The sequence below is a fragment of the Yersinia sp. 2542 StPb PI genome, assembly GCF_048593855.1.
Classification (GTDB): Bacteria; Pseudomonadota; Gammaproteobacteria; order Enterobacterales; family Enterobacteriaceae; genus Yersinia; species Yersinia enterocolitica_E.
On record NZ_JAZGQA010000425.1, the window covers coordinates 1 to 979 of the forward strand.

The window sequence follows — 979 nt, forward strand, 5'->3', positions numbered from 1 at the left end:
TGTGCATTTTTTAATATCGGAATTTAAAAAAAACTTAAACTGCACTTGACCACCACCTAAAAATACAAATTGACAATAAATTATTTAAAGTTTAAATATGCGTTCATCAATCAATAGCTCATTCACAAATTAACTTAATCATGAAATACCTTATTAACTACACTATTTTCTTTAGACCATCAGAAAAGAAATTAATGATTCTAAATGATGACGATATTTTTGTGATTTTGTCCAATCCGGCAACCCGTTTACTGCTTGAATTCATTAAACACAGAAACAAAGCTATAGATAGAGTTACGCTATTGAAGGACATCTGGGAAGACTATGGATTCACTGCATCTAATAGTAATTTAAACACCTATGTTAGTGAGCTTAGAAAGGCATTCAAAGCATTGGGAGAGAGCCCACAACTCATTTTAACGATACCCAAACATGGGTTCCAATTTGTTGCCTATGTTGAATCACATATGAAGGCTGAAAGTCAGGAGAAGGAATCTTCCATTGATACTCAAAATACAAGCAGTGAAAAGTTAAAAAACTTAAATTTTAAAAGAGAATTCAATAGCGATGTAGGTGCGACACCCAGTATTGGTAAGGAAGATACATATAAGAATGTTGAAAAAATGGAGTTTAGCGTAAAGATATTACTGATGTTAGTTATATTTACACTCACTATAACTGCATTCAAAATTTATTATAGTTGTGCTGAGATCATCATTAATAAAAAAAGCCATGTACTTGCCGGTAGAATTGGGAAGTGTATGTTGTATGTTAAGAAGAACTCCACCTACCCTGCCACTGAGCAGCTAATCAACCAGGTTAAAAACGATTTACACCAAGATGAAATAGACTGCAAAAATGATAATAACGAGATTTTTTATCTAAAAGGAAGTAATGATTATAAATTTAATCAACTTACATTTATTGGCATCTGTGCAAAAAAAGAAGGCAGTGATTACCCTTCCTGCAAAACAATAAG

1 protein-coding gene is annotated in these 979 nt (G+C 32.2%); it reads left to right on the plus strand.

All coding sequences use genetic code 11. The features are described from left to right. Positions 1 to 194 precede the first annotated feature (194 nt). A partial coding sequence (locus V1952_RS22070) for a winged helix-turn-helix domain-containing protein (protein WP_420075579.1) occupies positions 195 to 979 on the plus strand: 785 nt, incomplete at its 3' end.